This is a genomic window from Magnetospira sp. QH-2, assembly GCF_000968135.1.
In the GTDB taxonomy this organism is placed as follows: domain Bacteria; phylum Pseudomonadota; class Alphaproteobacteria; order Rhodospirillales; family Magnetospiraceae; genus Magnetospira.
Map to the genome: position 1 here is coordinate 2,921,596 of NZ_FO538765.1, position 20,367 is coordinate 2,941,962.

The window sequence follows — 20,367 nt, forward strand, 5'->3', positions numbered from 1 at the left end:
CCGCGGGGAACGAAACGTATTACCTCCTTTTCAGCCATCGGCTATAACGACGGACCATGAGCATACAGGGGGCCCGGTTTGGAATCGGATAGATTGGATCTGAGCGTCATCCAGACGTCGGAGGAACTCGACGCGCTGGAAAAGGATTGGCGGGACCTTTTTCAACGGGCCTTTCATCCACATTTCTTCCAAAGCTTTGACTGGCTGTCCCGGGTATGGAAGCACGTTGCCTCGGAACAGGGACACAAGCTGTTTCTGGTCGTTGGCAAACGGGGGGAAAGGGTCGAACTGATATGGCCGCTGCAAAAGGAAGGACGCCGTGTCCGCCTGCTATGCTCGGACAAGATGGAATATCGCGGGCCCTTGGTAACGGACAGGCCGCAAGCCATGGACTGGCTGGAACAAGCCTGGGAATTTCTGAGAAAGAGCCCTGCTCTTTCGGCTGACCTGTTTGTATTTCAGCAAGTGCTTTCGAATTCTCTCCTGGGCCAATTCCTGAAGAATAGAATTCCGGATCACAGGCAGATTGAGCAGGTCTCCCGCTTTGTGAACTTCAGCCGTTTTTCGACCTGGGACGACTACCTAAAGACCTTGCCCAAAAAGATGCTTAGCGACCAGCGGCGGCAATGGCGGCGTCTCGGAGAACTGGGCGACCCGGTCAATTTTGAGCTTATCCCTCAAAAAGCCTCAGAGGTGAAAAAAGAAATCGACTGGTTGTTGCAGCAAAAATCCGTATGGCTGACGCGAAAAGGAAAAAGGGAAGACCATTTTGTATCAGAACAATACAATAAATTTATTAACTCCGCCGTAAAAGAAACTTCAAGCGAACAATTTGATGTACTTCTATGCCGCATAAATATAGGAGATAGAACTATTTCCGCAGGATACGGATTTAATAACAATGGCAATTTTACCTTTCATATGTTTTCTTATGATTATGAATTCGAAAAATACTCACCTGGAAGACTTCTTCTTGAAAAATTGCTGCTCTGGTGCTTCGAAAATGGCGTCCACCATTTTGACTTCATGCCTGGTCCAGAGGGATACAAGAAAATATGGACCAATGATACCTTCACTATGAATAGCTATATGATACCAAACACCTTTTACGGTCTCCTATATATTAAACTCATGAAAATGAGGAAGGTTAAAAGCATTAAACAGAAACTGGTCGGAAGAATACATGAAAGACTTCATAAAACTCGCCCATTCAACCGCTAAAGTTCATTCATGGATTGGAAGACACTGATTCACGCTGTCTCCAGGCGCACTCTCGGTGTCTCGCGCACTGGCAGATGGACCAGGGCGCTAAAGGCACCGACGCCCACCCCGACCCACCAGACCACGTCATAGGAACCGAACCGGTCATATAAATTACCGCCCAGCCATACGCCGAGGAACGAACCCAACTGGTGGGAGAAGAACACGATTCCGTAGAGCGTGCCCATGTATCGCAATCCGTAGATCTGCGCCACCAACCCCGATGTCAGGGGCACGGTCGCCAGCCACAGAGCCCCCATGGTGACGGAAAAAACCACCACCGTGGTTGGCGTCATGGGCAGCAGGATGAATCCGGCGGCAATTATGGTCCGTCCGGTATAGATCAACGCCAACAGGTACTTCTTGGAGAAGTGCTTTCCCAATGCCCCGGCGGCGATGGTGCCCGCAATATTGGCGGCGCCGATGAGAGCGATGGAAAAGGCGCCCAAGCCGGAGGTGGTATTGACTCCCAGGCTACGAATGACGCTATTGGGCGGGATGGCGGCGCATACTTCGGTCACATAGGCCGGAAAATGGGCAGTAATAAAGGCCAGTTGAAAGCCACAGGAAAAGAACCCGAGAAAGATCAAAGTGAAAGTCGGATCCTTCAGGGCCGTCCTCAGGACCTCGCTCAAGCTCTCTTCTTGGGGATTGGGGGCAACTTTGATTTCCTTGCCCAGCATCGGCAGCACCAGCAGTACCGCCAGAATTCCCCCGGCAAACACGATGAATACCGATGACCAGGGCATCACCTGTAACAGGCTATCGGCCAGGGGCGGCCCGACGATCTGTCCGGCGGACCCGGCGGCCGTCGCGATGCCCAAGGCAAGGGAGCGGTTCTCGTCCGACGCCGCCCGCCCGACCACAGCCAGAATGACCCCGAAACCTGTCCCGGCGATGCCGAATCCAACCAGGACCTCATAGAATTGGTGGGCTTGCGGCGTCACGGCGAAACTGCTCAACACCAACCCCAGGGCATAGACCAGAGCCCCCAGGACAATGGCTTTCTTGTCTCCCACCTTTTCCGCCAATGCACCGAACAACGGCTGACCGACCCCCCAGGCCAGATTCTGAATGGCGATGGCAAAGGAAAACTCGGCCCGTAGCCAGCCGAATTGTTCGGCGATGGGAATCTGAAAAATGCCAAAACTGGCCCGAATGGCGAAGCCGGTCATCAAGATCAAGCAACCGGCTATCAACACCGGCGAGAATAGGCGTGTGTCGGAACGGTCGGCCATCATTCCGGGTCTTTCGAATTATTGAATGCTCTTTCTTATATCAGGATTGGGCGACAGGCGAACCCGCGGAATTCGCATGCCTGCTCTAAGACAGCGGAATCTGTGCGGGAAACAGCCCGGATCAAGAGCCGTAGGGCAGTTCGAACCAGAAGTTGGAGCCTTCGCCCACGGTGCTCTTGAAGCCCAACTCCCCCCCATGGGCCTCGATGATATTCTTGCAGATATTCAGCCCCAGGCCGGTGCTTTTCTCCCCGGCGGTACCGCGCACGCTGGTGGTGGAAAAGGCCTTGAACAGCTTGCCTTGTTCCATTTCCGGGATCCCTGGCCCCTGATCAATCACCTGGACAGAGAAATGATCGATCTTCTCGCTTACCCTGATAGCAATTGCCGAATTGGCGGGGGAGTACTTGACCGCGTTCCCAATGAGATTATTGAGAGTCTGACGCACCTTATTCTCATCCAGGCGTGCCGGTGGCAGAGCCTCGGGCATCCGCAGTTCAAGAGAGATATCCTTGATCCCGGCCACCGTGCGGTTCATATCCACGGCACTGCCGATCAACTTGGTCAGGTTCACTGTTGCCAGGTTGAGTTCCTGTTTGCCCAAGGTGATCTTTGCGGTATCGAGCAAGTCCTCGACCATCTGGAGCATGAAAGTGCTGCTGGTCATAATGTTCTCGGTCATCCGCGATGCCTTCTCATCGCTGTCACCGATGCGGCGGGTCAGCAACTGGGCATAGCCGGAAATCACTCCCAACGGATTGCGCAGATCATGGGCTACCACTCCCATGAGCTTGTCCTTTTCGGCATTGAGCCGTTCCAACTGCAGATTTTTTTTTGCCAGCTCCCGGCGGGCATTGGCCAGTTCATTGTTCAGCCGGGTGATCTGTTCGAAAATCTCATTGTCCGAATGCTGGGAGGGGCGGCGCAACTCCTTGCTCAAAGAGCGGATGAAATTGGCCTGCTCATTGTTGATTTGAATCAGTTCCGCATAGAGATCGAACAACTCCTCTGGGGCCGGGGAAAGGAGAAAGACCAGATGATCATCCTCTTTGAAGCCAGATACAAACACGGTCTGAACCCGGCCCTCTCCGACCACGAGATTGAGTTCGTGAGAAAAAACCGGCGCCTCGTGACGCAAGTCGAACACCACCTGCAAGGCTCGCTCCACCGATTTGGAATCGAACAAGGTACTGAACAAATGCCCCTGCAAAGCGGTCTCGTCATCAAACAAGTCGCAATTGTCGGCAATGAGAATCATGCCGTCTTCGTCACAACGCAAGACCGCGCCACAGACGCTTGGTGAAATTCTTGACTCCATGATCAAGATCCATCCATCTTCAATGTGCGCACCGCGCCGGCGGCATCGGCGGCATAGGCGTTTGCACCGGTAATGCGCCAGTCGCCGCCGCCCTCGCCAAAGGCATACCCGCCCACGATCACCAAGACGTCACGCGCAGAGGGGTCGGCCCGTACCGCGGTGACGATGTCGCGCACCCGCCCCACATGGAACGGCAGGGTTGCCGAAAGGCCCAAGGCGTCGGCCTTATTCTCGACCACGGCACCCACGATCTCCTCCATGGGCATATTGGCCCCCAGATAGACCGTGTCCCAGCCTTCCATTTCCATGAAATCCGCAACCATGCGCATTCCCAGTTCATGCAGTTCATCGCCCACACAGGCGGCCACGAAGGTCTTGCCCACCCGCTCGCCGGAGAAAATATAGGAATAGAGCTGTGACATGACCAATTGAGTGACCGCGCTGCCATAGTGTTCCTGAGCGACACTGATTTCGCCCAGTTGCCAAAGGCGCCCGACCTCCCTTTGCACTGGCTGGAATACGTGAATGTAAATGTCTCGGACGGTGACCGTATCGGAAATTGCCCCTTTGATCAGGGTCATGGCCTGATCTCGTTGCCGGTTAATCAATGCGGCCAGATAGTCACGGGCCAAACCCGCCAAAGGATTGTCGTCGCGCAGGTAGGACTGTGGCTCGTCCGGCATATGGGGAAGTTGGCGAATGGCCGCGTCCAGGGCTGCCAAGGCGCAGGTGCGTTGGTCCCCGGCCAATCGGTCCGCAACCACCTCGCGCATGATGGCAAAGTGATCCGCAAGATCAGGATGCCCCACACCGAAGCGCCCCAAGACGGCTTTAACCCAGGCAGCATAGGAAAGGAAAACATCGGGCCGATCCTGGTCCGCCGCTTCCAACAGGTAGCCCACATGGAAGCGTGAATCCTGAATGCATTTGGACCGACCGGTCTTTCCGTATCGCCCTTCCAAGCTCGGGTCTCGCTCATATTGCAAATCAACCACGGCGGCGGCGATGGCTTCACCGATGGAACCATATCCACTAAGAGGCTGAACGAGCATGGGGATTCCCCCTTTTCACTTGGGTATCAGGAAACAACGTGTTCGTAGGCGCGTATTTTTGTCTTTTTCGGATTGAGCTTCAATCCTTTGGGGATCCCGGCATGGGAGTCGGAATAAGCATGGCTGTGGTACCAGGTCTCGTAGCTGGCCTCGTCTTCCCAAAAGGTAATCAATTGAATCTCGGCGGGATTGTCGAGCGGGCTGACCACATCGATCCGAATAAACCCGGGGGCGCCATCAACCATATGGGGGCGTTCGCGGAAGGCTTTTTTGACTTCCGCTTCCAGGCCATTGGCCACTTCAAACCGACTGATAACGATATGCACTGGTGGGGGCCTCGAGATAATTACCGCCAAAGAATAACAAATGAGGATCAGCGGAGAAACCGCTTTCCCAAACAATCTTTGCGCTTAGGCAACGGTCGGCAGCATCGACAAGAAATATACTTTAGTATAAATTCATTGACCAATCAAAAGGGTGCAATGGGTATTCACATCAATCTGGATTATCGCCGTATCGAATCTCCAACACCTCGACCGGTACCCGGCCCGCCGGGGTATGAACCTTGACCACATCGCCTTCGCCAGCCTTGAACAGGGCCCGGCCAATGGGAGAACGCCAGGAGATACGCCCGCGCTCCAGGTCCGTTTCGTCGATCCCCACCAGGGTCACGGTATGTTCTTGGTCGTCGTCACCGACATAGGTGACGGTGGCCCCGAAATAGACTTTCTCCAAATGGGTTTGGCGGGCCGGATCAACGACCTCGGCATTTTCCAATCGCTTGGTGAGAAAGCGGATGCGGCGGTCGATCTCGCGCAGCTTCTTTTTGCCATAAATGTAATCGCCGTTTTCCGAACGATCACCGTTCCCCGCGGCCCAGGAGACGATCTCAACGATCTTCGGACGCTCGTCGCGCATCAGGCCGTGCATCTCCTTCTCCATGCTCCGGAACCCTTGCGGAGTCATGTAGTTCTTCACACCCGACGGCAGGGCGGGCGCGTCTTCGTCGTCATCGGTATCCGTCTTGGGGTCAGCTTTCACCGGCGAGATAGGGCTTGTATTTCATGTCCTCGCGCAGGATGTGGCGGATCAACCAGTCGGAAAGGAAGTTCATCAATTCCAAGCTGCCCTTTTCATCCAGGCCACTTTCCACCAGTTCGGCATGCTTCTCGGCCACCTTGGCGCCCATGGTCTTGTGCAGTTCCTGATGCGCCTCGATATTGGGGTAGTCCGCCAGCTTCATCAGCCTTTCCTCGGCCTCGAAGTGATAGCGAACATAATCCAGCAGTTCATCCAGGGTCTTGGCAAGAACGCCCTGATCACCGCCGCCGCCTTCACCGGCCACCGAATGCACCCGGTTAAGCAAATCGATCAGGATTTTATGGTCGTTGTCGAGAGTTTCCACTCCGACACTCATCTTGTCGTTCCAAACGATCATCGCCATGGGAAAACCCCTGTCTATCAATACAAAGCACGCCCTATCGCGAGCGTTTCAATGTCTTGAGCCTATACGCGTGACCGCGCACGCACAAGATCATTGCAACACAAAAATCATCCTTGCCCTACTTGGACATTTCGGTGCGGAACAGGGCCACGGAATCTGGGTGATGCCATTCGGCGGTCCCCAGCAATCGCGCCACTTCGTTCCCCTGTTTATCGACCAACAAGGTCATGGGCAGGCTGCGGGCTCCCACCTTCTTCGCCAGAGTCGATTTGTCATCGAAATACAGGTCGATGCTGGTGAGGTTCTTTTCTTTCAAAAAGGCACGCGCCTTCTCCTGGTTCTTTTTTCCCCGGTCCTGCGACAACGCCAACACCACAAACCCTTCTTCCTTCAGCATGGCCTGCACATAGTTCAAAGATGGCATTTCGCGGATACAGGGCGGGCACCAAGTGGCCCAGAAGTTCAACAACACCACTTTGCCCCGGAACTCGGCAATGCTACGTTGCTTGCCCGACCCATCGAGAAACGGTATGTCCGGCACGGGACGGGGCGGGACGGTCCGGACAAGCTTGTGCAGTCCGCTTTCTCTCTCACCGGCCAAACCGGTTGCGGGAACCCAGAGCCCGACCATAACCACGGCGGCCAAGACGGCGGCCCTTGCGAGAAACTTGAAGACCATGATCAATCCTTATTCCTTTGTCCCGACCCCACGGGAAACCTTCTTATGAGCGGCGGCAGCACCATCTGGGGCGGCCGGTTTGGTGGTGGGCCCTCTGAAATCATGGAGGAGATCAACGCCTCCATCGGCTTCGACCGGCGTCTGTACGCCCAGGACATCGCCGCCTCCATGGCCCATTGCCGGATGCTGGCGCGCGCAGGGATCATATCCGAGGCCGACGCCAAGTCCATCCTTGATGGTCTAGCAAAGATCCGTGACGAAATTGAGGCCGGAAGTTTCACCTTCCGGCGGGACCTGGAAGACATCCACATGAATGTGGAGTCCCGGCTGACCGACCTGATCGGCGAGGCGGCCGGTCGTCTGCACACCGCCCGCTCGCGCAATGATCAGGTAGCCACCGACTTCAAGCTCTGGGTCCGCGACGCGTTTGATCGCCTGGACCTGGGCTTGCAGGCCTTGCAACAGGCATTGATTGATCGGGCCGAGACCCATGCCGCCGACGTTCTGCCGGGCTTCACCCACTTGCAAAGCGCGCAGCCGGTGACCCTGGGGCATCATCTGCTCGCCTATGTGGAAATGACCGGGCGCGACCGGGGACGGGCCAAGGACGCCCGCGCCCGGATGAATGAATCCCCGTTGGGCGCCGCCGCCCTGGCCGGGACCTCTTTTCCCATCGACCGGGAAATGACCGCCCGGGAAATGGGCTTCGACCGTCCTTGCGCCAATTCCCTGGATGCCGTTTCAGACCGTGATTTCGCCTTGGAATATCTGTCCACCGCCGCCATCGCGGCCACCCATCTGTCGCGGCTGGCCGAGGAAATGGTCATCTGGTCCAGCGCCCAGTTCGGCTTCGTCAAGCTACCCGACAGCTTCTCCACCGGCAGCTCGATCATGCCGCAAAAGCGCAACCCCGATGCCGCCGAGCTGGTCCGGGCCAAGGCCGGGCGGGTCATCGGTGACTTGAACGCCTTGCTGATTGTTATGAAGGGCCTGCCGCTGGCCTATTCCAAGGACATGCAGGACGACAAGGAACCGCTTTTCGAGGCCGCCGACACCCTGGACCTCTGCCTGGCCGCCATGACCGGCATGATCACCGACGTTACCTTTGATACCGACCGCATGCGGGCCTCTACGGCTTTGGGTTTCATCACCGCCACCGATCTGGCCGACTGGCTGGTACGGGTATTGGGTCTGCCCTTTCGCCAGGCCCATCATGTGACCGGCGCGCTGGTAAAGATGGCAGAGGATCGCGGCATCGATCTGGATCAATTATCATTGCAAGACATGCAGACGGTGGAGCCGGGGATTACCGAGGACCTGTTTTCGGTTCTGGGGGTCGCTTCATCGGTGGCCAGCCGGACCAGCTTTGGCGGCACCGCGCCGGACAACGTACGCGCCGCCGTGGCCGAGGCCCGGCGCCGATTTCTCCATGGGGAGGCCGGATGATGCTCAGCCGCCGAAAATTTCTATCGTTGATGGTTGTGGCGCTTCCGGCGCTGCTGCTTGCCGCCTGCGGCAAAAAGGGCGCCCCGCGCCATCCTGAAGGCAGCCAATATCCCCGCAAGTACCCAAGCAAGTAAGAGTTCCCCATGGACCATTTCCAATATCGTGACGGCCAGATGCATGTGGAAGACGTGCCGCTCGCCACCATCGCCGAGTCGGTCGGCACGCCGTTCTATTGTTATTCCAGCGCCACCCTGGAACGGCACTATGACGCCTTCGCCGATGCCTTCGAGGGCCAGAACGCCCTGGTGGCCTATGCCATCAAAGCCAATTCCAACATGGCAGTGATCCGCACTCTGGGCCTGCGCGGCGCCGGAGTCGCCCTGGTTTCCGGCGGCGAGCTGCGCCGGGCTCAACAAGCAGGCATTCCCGCACAAAAAATCGTATTCTCGGGCGTCGGCAAGACCGAAGCGGAATTGATTGCCGGACTGGATGCGGGCATTTTGCAGTTCAACGTGGAATCCGAACCGGAGTTGCGCAAGCTGTCGGAAATCGCCGTGGCCCGTGGCAAGACGGCGCCGGTGGCCATCCGGGTCAATCCGGATGTGGACGCCGGTGTGCATCACAAGATCACCACCGGACTGAAGGAAAACAAGTTCGGTATCGAATGGACGGCGGCCCGGGAGATCTATGCCAAGGCCCGCGACCTGCCGGGGATCGAGGTGGTCGGGCTGTCGGTCCATATCGGCTCGCAATTGCTCGATCTGGAACCTTTCCGCAAGGCCTTTCTCAAGATCAGCGATCTGGTGGCCATGCTGCGCCAGGACGGCCATGATATCCGCAACCTGGACCTGGGCGGTGGATTGGGCATTCCCTATGACGGCGGACCGTCTCCGGCACCCGCCGACTATGCGGCGCTGGTCAAGGAAACCGTGGGCAACCTGGATTGCCTGTTGGTGCTTGAACCCGGTCGCATGATCACTGGCAACGCCGGAGTGCTGGTCACCCGGCTGCTGTACCGCAAGGAAGGCGCCACCCGGACCTTCTATGTGGTCGATGCGGGCATGAACGATTTGATGCGTCCGACCCTCTATGACGCCTACCATCATATGGAACCGGTGCGGCAATCGGACAGCAACGCCGAACCCTTGCCGGTGGACGTGGTCGGCCCCATTTGTGAAACCGGCGATACCTTTGGCAAACAGCGCCCTTTGCCCGCCATGGAGCAAGGGGATCTGTTGATCATGCGCACCGCCGGAGCCTATGGCGCGGTGATGGCCAACACCTATAACACCCGCGCGGGAATCCCCGAGGTGCTGGCTTCCGGCGACCGTTGGACGGTGGTGCGTCGGCGGATGGAAGTGGCCGATCTGCTGGCCTTGGAATCCATGCCCGACTGGTTGGAGGGAGATGACGACCCGGCGTGAGACCAGACTGAACCGCCTGTTACCGCTGGCCCGTGCCGGGCTGGCCTGGGAAATCCTTTGGCCTCGGCTATGGATTCCCATCGGGCTGCTCTATCTGTTTTTTGCCATCGCTCTTACCGACTGGCTGCCATTGTTGCCCGGGTGGCTGCATGGGCTGCTGCTGGCATCCTTCGCCGTCGGGTTTTTGCTGACCTTGATCCGAGCCGTGATCACCGCGCCGGCGGTCACCGAGGCGGAAGTCGCCCGACGATTGGAGACTGACAGCGCGCTCGTCCACCATCCCTTGACCACCCTCCGCGACAAACCTGTCAACCCGAACCAGCGTGACTCGCGGACCGATGCCCTGTGGCGGGCTCATGTATCTCGGGCGGCTCAAACTCTCGACAGGCTGCGCTGGACGCCGCCGCGCCCCGAGGTCGCCAAACTGGATCCCTGGGCCCTGCGCACGGTTCCACTATTGCTTTTGGTTGCGGCCATCGCCACGGCCTGGGGCGATATCCCCCCCCGTCTGGGTCGCGCCCTGACCCCGGTGGCGGCTTCTGATTCCTTTCCGCTGGCTCAGTTGGATATGTGGATCACACCGCCGGACTATACGGGCGTTCCGCCGCTGCACCGGGATCAGGCCGGTTTGGGGCCGGTCCGCGTGCCGGTGCGGAGCCGTCTGCTCTTGCAGGTTTCCGGCTCGGACGCGGATTTGGTGCTGCGCCAGGGCGATCAGGATACCCCCTTGTCAGACCTGGGGGATGGCAGCCGACGGGTCGAGGTTGTTCTTGATCGCGGCAACGATATTCAACTCTTGGCGGGTGCGGATCCCGTCGCCGCTTGGCCGTTGAGCCTGATCCCCGATCTCGCGCCCGACCTGGCATTCGCCGAAGCCCCGGAAGGCAACAGCCTGGGCCTGCTCAAGGTGGCCTATAGCGGTCGCGACGACTATGGCATTGTCGCCATGGATTTGGTGATCAACTTGCCGGCGACAACCATCGCGGCCCAGCGGATCGCCCTGGCCCCGCCCTCCGAACGACGCCCGATCGGACGCCTCAACCATGACATGGCCCGCCATGCCTGGGCCGGACAAAAGGCGGCCTTGCGCCTTTGGGCCCGGGATGCGGCGGGCAATGAAACAGTCACCGAACCGGTGCTGACCTCTTTGCCGACCCGGGTCTTTTCCCATCCGGTGGCCACGGAACTGGCAAGACTGCGGTCCCGTCTGGCCTCGGACAAACAGAGCCGGGTCTATGGGGCTCTCAGCTTGAACCGCCTGAAGCGGAACCCAGATGCCTTTGATCACGACATCGTGGTCTATCTCGGACTGGCGACCGCCCAGACCCGCCTGTTGGAAAACAATGATCCAGCGGTCATAGGTGTCCTGCGCGACCTGTTTTGGGATCTGGCCCTGCGCCTGGAGGAAGGCAACATGGGTCTGGCCCGCCGGGACCTGGAAAAGGCGCGGCAGGATCTGTTGGAAGCCCTGCGCGACGGCGTTGACAAGGGCGATCTGGCCGCGTTGGCTCAGTCCCTGCGCGAGGCCATGGAGCGCATGATGCGGGCGATGGAGAAGGCTCTGAGCGATGTGCCCCCGGACCTGCAACCGTTGATGGAGGCCACCCGGGTGGTGACCGGCGACGATCTGGAACGCATGCTCGACAAATTGGCCCAACTGATGCGCGAAGGGAATTTCGAAGAGGCCATGGACCTGCTGGGGGAACTGGGCCAGATCACCAATGCGCTCCAGGAAGCCGGGAAAGGTGGCATGGACCCGGAAGCCCTGCGCGCCGCCCAGGAAATCCTTGACGACCTCCGGGCCTTGGAAAGCGAGCAGCAACAGGTGATGGACGAAACTTTCCGCACCGTCCCGCCCCAAACTCCCATGGACCCGAAGGTCCCCAGGGCCAAGCGCAAGATGGACGCCGATGAAAGGGCTCGGTTGCAGTCGTTGGCGGAGCGGCAGCAGGATCTGGCCGGGCGCCTGACGAAGACCCGTGGGAAACTGGCCAAGCTGTTGGGGGATGTACCGCTGGACCTGACCAAGGCCGGTTTGGCCATGAGCCGGGCCGAACGGGCCTTGGAGAGCCAGCGGGCCCGTAGCGCCCTGCCCCGCCAGTCCGAGGCTCTGGACGGGTTACGCAAGGGTCTGGATCAGATGTTGCAGGATCTATCCAAGGCGGCGGGCGGCGGCAAAGGCCGCATGCCGATGATGGGCCGAGGCCAGGGGCAAGATCCCTTTGGACGCCGGGGGGGATCCCCCATGGGCGAGGCGCAGACCGGCCCCATTGGCATTCCCAAGGAAGGTGTCGCCGAACGGGCCACCAAGATCCGCCGGGAAATCCAGCGCCGGGCCAATGAAGACCAACGATCAAACGAAGAGCGCCGCTACCTGCGGCGACTCCTCGAAAGGGAATAACCAACCCAATCAATTAGTTGGCGGATCCTTGGTGAACAAAACTTCCAGGTTGGCCGCTTCTTCGCTCAGATTCCGCAGCACCGCCTTGAACCGCTGGCGTCCGGCGGCATTCACATCCGGTTGAGACGGTTTGACCACCAGGCTCTGAACTTCAACGCCGTTCTGGTTGACCACCGACAGCTTGATGTTCGGGATCGACCGGTCGATTTCGGAGATGTTGACGATTTCGCCGCGCACGACCATCACCTGGGCGCCGCCTTCATCGCTGAACTCGGTCTTGGTATTTTGAATCTCAAGCCCGGCGCCCATTTCCTCTTCTGTTTCCATAGCCTCGAGGATTCCCTCGGCCCCCGGCACCATCTCGCCCAGTTCATCCTTGTAGAAGTAGGCCCCCATGCCCGCTGCCACCGCCAGCAAGGCGACGATGATTAGGATCACGCGCAGAATGGCGCCACCCTTTTTCTCTTTTTTGTCCGGCTCGTCCAGGTCGGCGGTAAAGACCTGCGGAATGGGTTCCGGGTCCGGCATCTTTTCGAATTCCTCGAATTCGCCCCCGTCGTCCTCGTCATCATCGGCAAATGACGCCATCGGTTCGGGATCCGGCTCGTTGGCCAGTTCCTCGGGCATCTCTTCCGGCTCTTCCTCGGGTTCCGGCTCAGGTTCGGGTTCCGGCTCGGGAACCTCGTCCTCTACCGCGATGTCTTCCGGATCGGGCTCGGGTTCCTCGGGCAAACTGAATTGGATATCGTCTTCATCCTCTTCCGGTTCCGGCTCGGGCGCCGGATCGGGCAGAGGTTGATTCATATCGGGCATTTGCCCCGGCGGCATTTGACCAGGCTGCATTTGACCAGGCTGGCCCGGCTGGCCGTATGGCGGCGGATAGCCACCCGGCGGCGGGTAATAGGCTCCCGGCGGCGGCGGATAATAGGGCGGCTGCTGCGGATAGCCACCCGGCGGACCATAGGGGTAGGCCTGTTCTTGTGGTGGAGGCGGGGGCGGAGGCGGAGGCGCCGGTTGGTTGGCCTCCTGCTGGGTCTGGTTCCAATTATGGCCGCAATTGGAACAGCGGACCGTACGGCCCTGCGCGCCCAATGTGGCGGGATCGATGGAATAGCTTGTTGAACAATTCGGACAAGTAATAATCATCGAGCGCGAAAACCTTCCTAAGTTTCCAACCCTTATAGGCTTTTACTCGATCAAAGGCAAGATGCTGAGAGGCACAATCCCCAACCCTTGGCCCCTGGACGCGGAAGGCCGGGCATGCGAAAGTGCGCCCGCGGTCAAAAGCAACTTGCAAACAAAGGTAATCAGGCGGATTTGATGCACTCCGACGATGAAAAAGTGGTGCGATTCGAGAATGTCGGACTGCGCTACGGACTGGGTCCGGAAGTGTTGCAGGATCTGTCGTTCACGCTGGATGCCGGATCGTTTCATTTCCTGGTCGGCCCGTCGGGTGCCGGTAAATCATCGCTGCTTAAATTGATGTACCTGGCCTTGAAGCCGTCGCGGGGGCTGATCACCCTTTTCGGACGCGATGTGGCCACCACCCCGCGCGATCAGATGCCGGAACTGCGCCGCCGCATTGGTGTGGTGTTTCAGGAGTTTCGCCTACTCAAACATTTGAGCACCTTCGACAATGTGGCCCTGCCCCTGCGCGTCGCCGGTATCCGCGAAGCCGAGGTCCGCCGCCATGTGGAAGAACTTCTGGCCTGGGTCGGCTTGCAAGATCACATGAAAGCCCGCCCGCCGACTTTGTCGGGCGGACAGCAGCAACGGGTGGCCATTGCCCGCGCGGTGATCGCCCGCCCGCATCTGTTGCTGGCCGATGAGCCCACCGGCAACGTGGACGACCGCATCGCCGAGCGGTTGGTGCATCTATTCGAGGAATTGAACCGCCTGGGAACGACGGTGGTGGTCGCCACCCACAACGAAAACCTGATCCGCAGCCGCGAATATCCGGTGATCCGCTTGAATATTGGACAGGTGGATTTCACCACCGCCCAGGACGCCATGATCCCGCCAAGACAGGAGGCCGGATAACATGAGTGTCCGGCGGACCGACCTGCCTTTGGATCGCGACGGCATTGGCAAATTCCTGCCCTGGCTGATTGCCTTCATGGTTTTTCTGGCCGCCTTGACCCTGGCCGGCGCCCTGACCATGGAACGCCTGGCCGCGCGCTGGGACCAGGGTGTGGAAGCCACGCTAACCATTCAGATTCCAGCCTCGGACAAGGTCGCCGAGACCAACCGCCGGGTGGATACCATCCGCCGCATGCTCAATGAAATTCCCGATGTCACGCAGGTTCAGGTGCTCGATCCGCGCAGCCTTCGGGAGCTTTTGGCTCCCTGGCTGGGGCCGCCGGAAACTCTGGGGGATCTACCGCTGCCCCGGTTGATCGATGTCCATCTGTCCGAGGATGCCGATCTGAAGGTCGAAGATCTGGCTGTCGGTGTTGCCGAAAAAATCCCCGGCGCGACGGTGGATGACCATCAAGTATGGCTGAATCGCCTGATTGGCCTGATGCGGACGGCCGAGGGCGTGGCCACGTCGGTGGTGATTTTGATTGGCCTGGCCATGGTGGCCACCATCGTTTTCGCCACCCGCACCGGGCTGGCCATTCATCAAGACGTGATCGAAGTCCTGCACCTGACCGGCGCGCAAGACAACTATATTGCCCGCCAATTCGGCGAACGGTCCTTGATGCTGGGCCTCAAAGGGGGGCTGATCGGATTGCTGCTGGCCGGTCCAACGCTATGGGCCCTGGGCACCTTTGCCGAGCACCTGGGCGCCGAAATGCTGCCGGAAATGACCCTGTCCACCGGCGATCTGGTGGTGTTGGGATGCCTGCCCGTCCTGTCCGGCCTGACAGCCATGCTGACCGCCCATCGCACGGTCCTGTCCACCCTGCGCCGCATGTTCTGAGGCGCCCATGAAACGCTCCTCCTACCCTCGCAAACCGGACAAGGGTGGCCTCAAGGGGCTGTTCATGGTCGCCTTGATGTTTCTGATTCCTTGGAGCGGCGGCCTATTCTGGTTCACCGGACAATTGCCCCAATCGGCGGAAAGACCCGATGAGAAAACCGATGCCATCGTCGTCCTGACCGGCGGCAGCGGTCGCTTGGATACCGGACTGGACCTTCTGGCCTCCGGACAAGCCGTCAAGCTGTTCGTTTCCGGGGTCTATCAAGGCGTGGATGTACGGCAATTGTTGAGTCTATCGCAACGCAGCCCGCAATCTCTGACCTGCTGTATCGAATTGGGCTATGGCGCCCGCGACACCATCGGCAATGCGCGCGAAACCGCCCAATGGGCAAAAGAGAACAATATCGGCTCTTTGCGGCTGGTGACCGCCAGCTACCATATGCCCCGTACGTTGCTGGAATTTCGCCATACCTTGCCCGGACGAACCCTGATCGCCCATGCGGTGTTTCCCGATCAGGTCAAACAGGACCGGTGGTGGATGTGGCCCGGAACCACCCGCTTGATCATCGGCGAGTACAACAAGTATCTTCTCGCCCGCCTGCGCCTGTTTTTGGAAAACTTGGCCGACCAACCCGCGGATGCCGTCTCATGATGTTTTTGCGATCCTTGCTGTTCAATATCTATTTCGTCATCGGACAGGCGTTCTTCGTCTTTGCCATGTTCCTGTCCATTCCCTTTCCGCAGCCGGTCATCCAATGGATCGTCAAGCGTTGGGCTGGGTCCTTGCACCTTGCCATGCATTGGATCGCCGGGATCAAATTCGAGGTGCGGGGCAAGGAGCATATCCCCGAGGGTGCCTGCGTGATCGCCGGAAAGCATCAATCAGCCTGGGACACCTTTGCATTTTACCTGTTCCTTTATGACCCCAATTATGTGCTCAAGATCGAGCTGACCCGCATTCCCATGTGGGGAAGCTGCTCCAAGAAAGCCGGAGCCATCGCGGTGGACCGGGAGGCTGGCGCCTCGGCCCTTAAAATGCTGGTTCGGGAGGTCAAGGACCGCATGACCAAAGGCCGCCAGGTGATCATCTTTCCCGAAGGCACCCGAACCGCGCCCGGCACCCGTCTGCCCTATCACCCGGGTATTGCCGCTGTGTATGGCGCCATCGAACAGCCGGTGATTCCGGTGGCCATCAACTCCGGCCTGTTTTGGGGACGACGCACCTTTCTGCGCTATCCGGGAACCATAACCATGGAAATCCTGCCGCCCATGCCCAAGGGGCTGAAGCGCCGGGAATTCATGGCTGAATTGGAGCAGCGCATCGAGACCGCCACCGACCGGTTGATGGTCGAATCCGGACGCCCGCTGCCTGTGGATAACGGTGGGGAGCAATCGGCGGCCTGACCTGTGAATCATGGGGACGAATGCCGCCTCTTCCATGAATCCAGAGGCTTGAGCCCCCAAGGGTCTCGGGAGAATTCTGTTGAAACATAATAAGAACATCTCCCTTGACCCCAAGGCGCCCGAGGCATAGCCTCTAAGACAGGTCCGGGCTGGGAAATCAGCGAATTAATACGAATTCGCAATCATTTTCTGCCCCATTGGAATCAGATCGTCAAAAACCACGGATCCGCCTTCGTATGACCACAGACCCGACCATCGCGCCGATTTCCCGGCAAATCTGGGACATGAAGTATCGTCTGAAGGATGGCGAGGGCCAGCCTGTGGATAAAACCATTGGCGATAGTTGGGCACGCATCGCTCGCGCTGTGGCTTCGGTGGAGGAGGAGCCCGACCTCTGGGAAGCGCGATTCCTCGAAATCCTGGAAGACTTCAAATTCCTGCCCGCCGGTCGGATTGTTGCCGGAGCAGGCAGTGCCCGGCAGGTGACCCTGTTCAACTGCTTTGTCATGGGCACCATTCCCGATGACATGTCGGGGATTTTCGAAAGCCTGCGCGAGGCCGCCCTGACCATGCAGCAAGGCGGTGGAATCGGCTATGATTTCTCTTCCCTGCGCCCCAAGGGCGCCCTGGTCAAAGGCGTCGGCGCCGATGCCTCGGGCCCATTGTCGTTTATGGATGTATGGGACGCCATGTGCCGAACCATCATGAGCGCCGGCTCCCGGCGTGGCGCCATGATGGCCACCCTGCGCTGCGACCATCCGGACATCGAGGCCTTCATCGAGGCCAAGCGCGAAGCTGGGCGGCTGCGCATGTTCAATCTATCGGTCCTGGTCACCGACGCTTTCATGGCAGCGGTGCGCGACAAGGCCGATTGGGACCTGAAGTTCAACGACAGGGTCTATAAGACCCTGCCCGCCGCCGAGCTGTGGGACAAGATCATGCGGGCCACCTACGACTACGCCGAGCCCGGCGTGATCTTCATCGACCGTATCAACCGGCTCAACAACCTGTCCTATTGCGAATCCATCCAGGCGACCAATCCTTGCGTGACGGGAGACACCTGGGTTCATACCGACCAAGGGCCAAGACAGGTATCCGAACTGATCGGCAGGCCTTTCAAGGCCTTGATCGACGGGAGTCCCCATGCCTCCGGCCCGGAAGGTTTCTTCCCCACCGGCCGCAAGAAAACCCTGTCCCTTCAGACAAGCCAAGGCTATCGCCTGCGCCTGACCCCGGACCATCTGGTTCGACGGGTGACGAAGCTTACCCGATGGCGCCGCGACGTCGAATGGACCAAGGCGGGCGACCTCGCGCCGGGCGACAGGGTGCTGCTCCACGATCATGGTGATTGTTTGGAATGGCCCGGCCAGCGAAGCGAGGAAGAGGGCTACCTGATCGGTTTGCTGATCGGGGATGGGACCCTGAAATCGGACAAGGCGGTTCTATCCTGCTGGCCCGGGGCGATGGCCTGCAATGGCAGCCATGAACGGCCCGGCGTGCTTGAGGTCATGACCCGTGCGGAAGCCGCCGCCCGAACCCTGCCTCATCGATCGGATTTCAAGGGATGGGTCGCTGTTCCGGGGCGGGGCGAATACCGCCTGGCCACCGGATCTCTCAAAAAAATGGCCCGGGATCTGGGTATGGCACCGGGCCACAAAGGCATCACTCCGGAAATCGAACGGGAATCATCAGCCTTCCAGGTGGGATTGCTCAGGGGATTGTTTGACGCCGACGGCTCGGTTCAAGGCGCCCAGCAAAAAGGTGTCAGCCTTCGTCTGGCGCAGAGCGACCTGAACACACTGGAGGCCGCGCAACGCATGCTGCTGCGCCTGGGCATTGTCTCCACCCTGTATCGCAACCGCCGCCCCGCCGAAAGCCGCCCCCTTCCCGACGGAAAGGGCGGTCAGGCCCTGTATGCTTGTAAAGCCTGTCACGAACTGGTGATCGCCAAATCAAACATGCTGCGCTACCGGGACCGGATTGGGTTTGGAGATACCGACAAAAGCCGCCGTCTGGACCAGGCGCTTTCCGGATATAAACGCGCTCTCAATAAAGAGTCTTTTATCGTGGACGTCCAATCGGTCGATGCCAGCCCGACCGTCGATGTTTTCGATGTACAGGTCCCCGGGATCAACGCATTCGACGGCAACGGCCTCTATATTCATAACTGCGGGGAGCAACCCCTCCCCCCCTATGGGGCCTGTCTGCTGGGCTCCATCAATCTTGCCCGCTTCGTCACAGATCCGTTCGAGGATGCCGCGACTCTGGACCTGGAGGGCCTGGAGCGGACCGTGCGCACCGCGGTGCGGTTCCTGGATAACGTCATCGATCTGTCCGGCTTCCCGTTGGACCAACAGCTTGAAGAGGCCAAAACCAAGCGCCGCATCGGCCTTGGCGTGACCGGGCTGGCCGATGCCTTGATCCTCTGCCGGGCCCGGTACGGGGGTAAGCGGGCGGTGGAACTGGTGGGATCTTGGATGGCGACCATCGAACGCACCGCCTATCTGGCCTCTAGCGAGATCTCCTGGGAGAAGGGTTCCTTCCCCCTGTTCGACGCCGAGGCCTATCTCAACGGCGGCACGGTCAAACACCTGGATGCCGAGGTCCGCCAGGCTATCGCCGACAAGGGCATCCGCAACGCCTTGCTGACCTCCATCGCCCCCACCGGCACCATTTCTTTGTTCGCCGACAACGTGTCTTCGGGGTTGGAGCCGGTGTTTTCCTTTTCCTATTCCCGCAATGTGCTGATGCCGGATGGGACGAGGCGCGAGGAAGAAGTCAGCGACCATGCCTATCGTCTCTATCGACGGCTGAAGGGCGACGGCCCGCTGCCCGATTACTTCGTCGATTCCCAGGCGCTCAGCCCGTCGGAACATCTGGTCATGCAGTCGGCGGTGCAAAAGCATGTGGACTCGTCCATCTCCAAGACCATCAACGTGCCCGAGGATATGGACTTCGACGACTTCAAGGACGTCTACCGGCAGGCCTATGACCTGGGCTGCAAGGGCTGCACCACCTATCGCCCCAACGACGTGACAGGGGCGGTCTTGCTGGCTAAACCGACCAAAAAAGAAATCACCAAAGTTCAGGACAACGATCAACCGGAGTTGCCCTTCGAGCGCCCCGCCGCCCGGGTCCGCACCAAAGCCGACAGCGGCGACCAGGGGGCCAAGGTGCATCAGATGTTCAAGCCCCTGGACCGCCCCGAGGCCCTGCCCGGCGCCACTTACAAACTGCGCTGGCCGGAGAGCGACCATGCCATCTATGTCACCCTCAACGACTTGATCGACGACACCGGTCGCCGACGGCCGTTCGAGGTCTTCATCAATTCCAAGGATACCGAGCATTACGCCTGGACCGTTGGCCTGACCCGCATGATCTCGGCGGTGTTCCGCCGTGGTGGTGATGTGAGCTTCGTGGTCGAGGAATTGAAAAACGTGTTCGATCCGCGCGGCGGCCATTGGATGGGCGGGCGCTATATCCCCTCCCTGCTGGCGGCCATGGGCGAGGTCATCGAACAGCATATGATCGCCATTGGCTTTATCACGCAGACGGATGGACTCTCCCCCGATGATCAGGCCAAGCCGGAGGTGGTGATGCTCACCGGCACCGGCGATCCGCGCGCCTCGACCACGGACCGTCCCGTCGACCATGGCGATGCGGCTCCCAAGATCCGCGCCCGTCATTGCCCCAAATGCCAACAGCCGAGCCTGATCAAACAGGAAGGCTGTGATACCTGCACCTCTTGCGGATATTCAAAGTGTGGCTAAATTCTCCG

18 protein-coding genes are annotated in these 20,367 nt (G+C 59.3%); 10 read left to right on the top strand and 8 right to left on the bottom strand.

What is annotated here, in order from left to right:
* The first annotated feature begins 93 nt into the window (after window positions 1-93).
* A complete protein-coding gene (locus tag MGMAQ_RS13860; RefSeq protein ID WP_148560962.1) occupies window positions 94-1,221 on the top strand; it encodes a GNAT family N-acetyltransferase in 1,128 nt (375 codons plus the stop codon).
* A 29-nt stretch (window positions 1,222-1,250) separates the two neighbouring features.
* On the opposite strand, the gene MGMAQ_RS13865 is transcribed toward MGMAQ_RS13860, so the two are convergent.
* The 7 genes from MGMAQ_RS13865 to MGMAQ_RS13895 all read right to left on the bottom strand — a co-directional run bounded on the left by MGMAQ_RS13865 (window position 1,251) and on the right by MGMAQ_RS13895 (window position 6,991).
* Window positions 1,251-2,501, bottom strand: coding sequence for an MFS transporter (locus tag MGMAQ_RS13865; protein ID WP_052716400.1), 1,251 nt, complete (start codon window positions 2,499-2,501; stop codon window positions 1,251-1,253).
* 118 nt (window positions 2,502-2,619) lie between these two features.
* Complete coding sequence (locus tag MGMAQ_RS19740) at window positions 2,620-3,816, bottom strand: HAMP domain-containing sensor histidine kinase (protein ID WP_082085448.1); 1,197 nt, start codon at window positions 3,814-3,816, stop codon at window positions 2,620-2,622.
* 2 nt (window positions 3,817-3,818) lie between these two features.
* On the bottom strand, window positions 3,819-4,868 hold the full coding sequence (locus MGMAQ_RS13875) for a B12-binding domain-containing protein (RefSeq protein WP_046022005.1): 1,050 nt from the start codon (window positions 4,866-4,868) through the stop codon (window positions 3,819-3,821).
* A 26-nt stretch (window positions 4,869-4,894) separates the two neighbouring features.
* Window positions 4,895-5,194: an antibiotic biosynthesis monooxygenase gene (locus MGMAQ_RS13880; RefSeq protein WP_046022006.1), complete on the bottom strand. Its 300-nt coding sequence runs from the start codon at window positions 5,192-5,194 to the stop codon at window positions 4,895-4,897.
* Between the two features lie 169 nt (window positions 5,195-5,363).
* Window positions 5,364-5,834, bottom strand: coding sequence for a transcription elongation factor GreB (gene greB, locus MGMAQ_RS13885; RefSeq protein ID WP_082085593.1), 471 nt, complete (start codon window positions 5,832-5,834; stop codon window positions 5,364-5,366).
* A gap of 64 nt (window positions 5,835-5,898) precedes the next feature.
* Window positions 5,899-6,312 (bottom strand): bacteriohemerythrin, encoded by a 414-nt coding sequence (locus MGMAQ_RS13890; RefSeq protein ID WP_046022008.1) that lies wholly within the window; start codon window positions 6,310-6,312, stop codon window positions 5,899-5,901.
* Window positions 6,313-6,430: 118 nt separating this feature from the next.
* The gene (locus tag MGMAQ_RS13895; protein WP_148560963.1) at window positions 6,431-6,991 is read right to left on the bottom strand and encodes a TlpA disulfide reductase family protein; all 561 of its coding nucleotides are present in this window, start codon (window positions 6,989-6,991) and stop codon (window positions 6,431-6,433) included.
* A 45-nt stretch (window positions 6,992-7,036) separates the two neighbouring features.
* Here MGMAQ_RS13895 and argH point away from each other — a divergent pair, with 45 nt between their 5' ends.
* From argH to MGMAQ_RS13910, 4 genes are read left to right on the top strand one after another with little or no spacing between them, the layout of a single operon-like run.
* Window positions 7,037-8,437 (top strand): argininosuccinate lyase, encoded by a 1,401-nt coding sequence (argH, locus tag MGMAQ_RS13900; RefSeq protein WP_046022009.1) that lies wholly within the window; start codon window positions 7,037-7,039, stop codon window positions 8,435-8,437.
* Window positions 8,434-8,571 (top strand): hypothetical protein, encoded by a 138-nt coding sequence (locus MGMAQ_RS21215; RefSeq protein ID WP_173427179.1) that lies wholly within the window; start codon window positions 8,434-8,436, stop codon window positions 8,569-8,571. Before argH ends, MGMAQ_RS21215 begins: the two co-directional genes overlap by 4 nt.
* Before the next feature lie 9 nt (window positions 8,572-8,580).
* On the top strand, window positions 8,581-9,861 hold the full coding sequence (lysA, locus tag MGMAQ_RS13905; protein ID WP_046022010.1) for a diaminopimelate decarboxylase: 1,281 nt from the start codon (window positions 8,581-8,583) through the stop codon (window positions 9,859-9,861).
* Window positions 9,845-12,262: a DUF4175 domain-containing protein gene (locus tag MGMAQ_RS13910; RefSeq protein ID WP_046022011.1), complete on the top strand. Its 2,418-nt coding sequence runs from the start codon at window positions 9,845-9,847 to the stop codon at window positions 12,260-12,262. The genes lysA and MGMAQ_RS13910 overlap by 17 nt, the downstream gene beginning before the upstream one ends.
* A 9-nt stretch (window positions 12,263-12,271) precedes the next feature.
* Here MGMAQ_RS13910 and MGMAQ_RS19745 read toward each other — a convergent pair whose 3' ends face one another.
* Window positions 12,272-13,408 carry a DUF3426 domain-containing protein gene (locus MGMAQ_RS19745; protein WP_052716403.1) on the bottom strand — a complete coding sequence of 379 codons (1,137 nt, stop codon included), beginning with the start codon at window positions 13,406-13,408 and terminating at the stop codon, window positions 12,272-12,274.
* A 174-nt stretch (window positions 13,409-13,582) separates the two neighbouring features.
* On the opposite strand from MGMAQ_RS19745, the gene ftsE reads away from it, so the two are divergent.
* The 5 genes from ftsE (at window position 13,583) to MGMAQ_RS13945 (ending at window position 20,359) form a co-directional block, all read left to right on the top strand.
* The gene (gene ftsE, locus MGMAQ_RS13925; protein ID WP_046023352.1) at window positions 13,583-14,302 is read left to right on the top strand and encodes a cell division ATP-binding protein FtsE; all 720 of its coding nucleotides are present in this window, start codon (window positions 13,583-13,585) and stop codon (window positions 14,300-14,302) included.
* A gap of 1 nt (window position 14,303) precedes the next feature.
* Window positions 14,304-15,185: an ABC transporter permease gene (locus MGMAQ_RS13930; protein WP_046022012.1), complete on the top strand. Its 882-nt coding sequence runs from the start codon at window positions 14,304-14,306 to the stop codon at window positions 15,183-15,185.
* A gap of 7 nt (window positions 15,186-15,192) precedes the next feature.
* Window positions 15,193-15,837 carry a YdcF family protein gene (locus MGMAQ_RS13935; protein WP_046022013.1) on the top strand — a complete coding sequence of 215 codons (645 nt, stop codon included), beginning with the start codon at window positions 15,193-15,195 and terminating at the stop codon, window positions 15,835-15,837.
* On the top strand, window positions 15,834-16,589 hold the full coding sequence (locus MGMAQ_RS13940) for a 1-acyl-sn-glycerol-3-phosphate acyltransferase (RefSeq protein ID WP_046022014.1): 756 nt from the start codon (window positions 15,834-15,836) through the stop codon (window positions 16,587-16,589). Before MGMAQ_RS13935 ends, MGMAQ_RS13940 begins: the two co-directional genes overlap by 4 nt.
* 236 nt (window positions 16,590-16,825) lie before the next feature.
* Window positions 16,826-20,359 (top strand): LAGLIDADG family homing endonuclease, encoded by a 3,534-nt coding sequence (locus MGMAQ_RS13945; RefSeq protein ID WP_052716404.1) that lies wholly within the window; start codon window positions 16,826-16,828, stop codon window positions 20,357-20,359.
* Window positions 20,360-20,367 lie beyond the last annotated feature (8 nt).